Here is a 4,270-nt window from a genome sequence, read left to right as displayed (position 1 = left end):
CTCCCCATTACGCGGTGATACTACCAGAAAAGAAAACTGCATGGAACTGAAAAATCACTGGTTGGCTGCAAACAAAGTTGCTTTACCACGACTAAGACTACTACAGTGGGTGAATCTCCGACCAGAGGAGAGCGAACGAACTCAACTCATGTTCTTTTTTTACACAATTATATGTGTAGGATTACGGTGGGCAGAGGACAGTACTGTGGCGCTGTTTTTGGATGAATATGGGACTCAGCTACTGCCGTGGATGTATATTGCTAGTGCTGCCATGAGTGCAGCACTGGTTTTTTTATACTCTTGGCTGCAAAAGATTTTTCCTTTGCGCCGGGTGATTGTAGCGATCGCACCTTGCATGTTGATGCCATTACTATTATTAGTTGTATTACGTTGGGGAGCGCATGTTTCATACCTGGCAGTTATTTCGGCGTTTCTGCTGCGGCTGTGGGTAGATGCACTTTATGTGGTCAATGACCTTAACACTTCCATTGTTGCCAACCAAATATTTAATATTCGGGAGATTAAACGGACTTACCCACTGGTGAGTAGTGGGCTTTTAGTCGCAGATGTGATCAGTGGCTTTAGTTTGCCTTGGCTAGTGCAATACACCACGCTGAATAAGATCATCTTTATCGCATGTATAGTAATTTTATTAGGATCGGGGATTTTATTTTATTTAACTCATCAATATCGAGCGGCTTTTCCTGAAACGCCACAAAAACTAGTTACTGAAGAACAAGCTTCACGACAGCGTTTTATTAAAAGTCCTCTGAAGCGCTATGTTTGGCAGCTGTTTGCTTTTGTCGGTCTGTTGCAAGTCATTGGGTTGTTAATAGATTTTCAATATCTACGCGAACTCCAATCTAATTTGGGCGACCGAGAACTTGCCAGCTTCTTAGGTCTTTTTGGTGGGACGTTAGGATTGTGTGAGTTGTTGTTGCAGTGGTTTATTTCCAGCCGACTCATCGAACGGATGGGGGTATTTTTCACAGCGACGCTTTTACCTATCACCGTAGGCTTTTCACTACCAGGAGTGCTGGTATTATTTTATTTAATTCCCGCCATCCAATCGCAAAGCTTTTTTTGGGGTTTGGTAATTGTCAAATTCTTTGATGAACTCCTGCGCTACACCTTTGTCATGAGTAGCGGCCCCATCCTGTACCAACCAATTCCAGAGGCAATTCGCAGCCGGATGCAGACTTTATCTGGCGGAACTGCCGAAGCGATCGCTACAGGTTTGACAGGAGTGCTAATTTTTGCAACTATATTGTTTTGTGGGCAGTTTATACCCGTACCTTTGCAAAAGTGGGTGTTAGTAGCAGAAACAATGCTGATAACTGGCACCTGTTTAAAAGTAGTTTGGGAATTGCGATCGCGCTATGTTGAGCTGTTAGTTTTAAGTGTGGCACGGGGCCAGTTAAGTGCAACCAATGTAGGCTTACGATTCTTTAAGCAAGGTGTAGTCAAAGCCTTGGGAGAAAAAGGTAGCGAAGCAGATAAACGCTCTTGTATTGAACTTTTAGCCCAAATTGATTCCCAAGGAGCTGCGGAAGTTTTAGCACCTCTGTTAGTCAAGTTAACCCCAGATTTGCAGTGCCAAAGTCTGGAAGTCATGCTGATAGCAGGTGCAAATCCCGCTTATCTATCCGCCATCCGTCCTTTGCTAGAACAACCTCAAGAGACTAACTCCGAAGTTTTTGCCCTAGCGCTGCGCTACATTTGGCTAGCTGAACCAAATCCCAATTTAAGCATCCTAGAGGAATACCTGAACCCCCGGCATAACTCACTCATCCGTGCCACCGCCGCCGCTTTAGTTTTACGTCAGGGAACGCCTATGCAAAAGGTAGCAGCTACCCAAACCATGCGCCGGATGTTGACTCATAAGAAAGAACGAGAACGGGTAAATGGAGTCAGGGCGCTTAGAGAAGCAGTTTATTTGCAGGCGTTACGAATTCACATTCCGAATTTGTTACAAGATGAGTCGTTACGGGTGCGCTGTGCCGTATTGGAAATGATTGCAGCAACCCATTTAGAAGAGTACTATTGTGCATTGATAGCAGCACTTTATTACAAATCAACCCGCACTACAGCAATGTCAGCTTTAGTACGACTAGAGAATGAAGTTATAGAGATGCTGTTGCGGGTAGCTACTAATATTTACAAACCAGAAGTAGTGCGAATGTATGCTTGGCGTACCATTGCTCAAATTGGTACTCAGGAAGCATTGGAGATTTTATGGGAAAAGTTGGAAACATCTTGGGGTACAACTAGGGATCATATTCTTCGCAGCTTACTAAAAATACACAAACAACCAGGAATTAAAGGTTTAGTAGATCGATTTTATGAAAGTCGGGTAGAAAATTTAATTGAGCAGGAATTAAAGTTTTTAGGCGAGATTTACGCCGCATATATAGACTTGAAAACACTAGACGAAAAAGGAAATCAGCAATCTAGTGAGAGGATTGTGATTGTCTGTGAGTTATTGCAACGCGCCCTTTTAGAATTAGAATTGGATGTTAAAGAGCGGCTGTTACTGCTATTGAAACTGCTTTACTCGCCAGAAAAGATGCAGGCAGCAGCATTTAATTTGCGATCGCTCTCAGTGGTAAACTTAGCACGAGGGTTAGAAATCCTAGAGCATACCATAACTTTGTCTTCAAAATCTCTGTTGCTGAATATTTTAGATAACCGACCGCAGCCAGAAAAATTGCAACATCTGGTAGAAGCTAAAATCGTAGAATATGAAAATATGATAGTTAGCGATCGCCTCCACAGATTGCTGACGTTGGGTAACTTCCTTTCTGACTGGTGTTTAGCTTGCTGTTTTCATTTTGCTCAAGTGACTCGCACGCCATTGACAAGTTCTGAAATTTTAGTGAGTTTGCGTCATCCAACCGGCTTTGTTAGAGAGGCTGCGATCGCATATTTAAATATGGTTTCACATCGCGTTCTCCTGCAAATCCTCCCTCAGTTAGAAAAAGATCCACATCCTTTGGTAGCAGCTCAAGTCAAAGAGTTACTCGAAAAATACCAGTTTAAAAACTAAAATTTATAGCCTTATTAGTGCAATTACCTCTAACTTCTTACCAAAGAAAATTTGATTCCTCCCTGTGGAATGTAGTACAACCTGTCACGGAAGTTTATCATGTGTTCACTGATATGGATGCTATTAAAACTAAATGCTGGTGACAATAAATGACTAATAATCAACAAATTGCTTATCCTCTGATTCAACAAGAGCATATAAAGCGTCTAGGCACAGACGAATTAGCCCTACTCCGTAATCGCCGTCAGCAAAAGCCTGTTGTGATAAATCCAAGTTTTACTGTTCCGATTCTAAACACAATCGCGGTTGCCTCTATTGCCACTAGTTGCTTATTTGGGATAAGCACGCTTTCGTGTTGGGGGTTAGAGATTATTGAGGCGAACACAAAATCAATTTCCCTCAGTAAAGAGCATGAATGGCAGACACGAAAACATATCTGCTTGGGCTGGATGCTTGTTGGGTTTTCCAGCTTTGTTGCTAGTGCCTCGTTGGGTGAAAAGCCTCAGCGACAAATCAATGAATAGACTAATTGTCAAAGACTCCTTTATTTATTAAGCAAATAACAGCATTTTAAATATGAAACTACCTCAAATGATCGTCACAACAGTGGCAGCAATCACTTTTGGATACATCGGTTCCCAATACTTCACTAGAAATATTATGTATATCATAGGCGGTGGAATGGTTGGGGTTGGTGCAGTAGCATACGTAATCCCGCCCAGAACCAAACAAAAGCCAACCCACACACAACCGAAGGAGCCTGCGGAAACTACTCACCACTGAGCGCAGTAGTTCTCAGATGGGAGCAAATGCTCAAAAAATTAATGATGAATCATCTGCTTAAACCTCAAACTCACGCCAAATTTTTTTGATCAACAGCTTGATGTATATATTTTTAATAAATCTGCTGCAATTACTGCAATTTTTTATGATGCTTGATATCAAGTCCGGTTAATCACTTATGATTCAATACAGTTCAGTTAAGGCTAAAACTCTTTGTCAAAGTCAATTTTTTTAACGAACCGCATAGACGCAAAGCGGCTTCCCGCAGGGTAGGACGCATAGACAGGAAGTGGCTTCCCGTTCGCGTAGCGTCTCCGAAGGAGAAGGGTAGGACGCAAAGAGAAGAAAGAAGTGCTTAACTGAACCGTATTGACTTATGATTACCGCATCTGTGCAAAAATCGGAAAAGCCTCTTTCCCCCTGCCCCCAGCAAGAACTGCG

At 42.4% G+C, this 4,270-nt stretch carries 3 protein-coding genes; all 3 read left to right on the top strand.

All coding sequences use genetic code 11. The features are described 5' to 3' along the window. Positions 1 to 40: 40 nt before the first annotated feature. The 3 genes from ACFE90_RS36765 (at position 41) to ACFE90_RS36755 (ending at position 3,829) form a co-directional block, all read left to right on the top strand. A complete protein-coding gene (locus ACFE90_RS36765) occupies positions 41 to 3,046 on the top strand; it encodes an MFS transporter (RefSeq protein ID WP_375507170.1) in 3,006 nt (1,001 codons plus the stop codon). 149 nt (positions 3,047 to 3,195) lie between these two features. Next, complete coding sequence (locus ACFE90_RS36760) at positions 3,196 to 3,570, top strand: hypothetical protein (protein WP_375507169.1); 375 nt, start codon at positions 3,196 to 3,198, stop codon at positions 3,568 to 3,570. A 52-nt stretch (positions 3,571 to 3,622) separates the two neighbouring features. Beyond that, on the top strand, positions 3,623 to 3,829 hold the full coding sequence (locus ACFE90_RS36755; RefSeq protein WP_375507168.1) for a hypothetical protein: 207 nt from the start codon (positions 3,623 to 3,625) through the stop codon (positions 3,827 to 3,829). Positions 3,830 to 4,270 lie beyond the last annotated feature (441 nt).

Source organism: uncultured Nostoc sp. (genome assembly GCF_964245445.1).
Classification (GTDB): Bacteria; Cyanobacteriota; Cyanobacteriia; order Cyanobacteriales; family Nostocaceae; genus Nostoc.
Note: the sequence above shows the minus strand (reverse complement) of the source record. Positions and strands in the feature narration are given on the sequence as shown.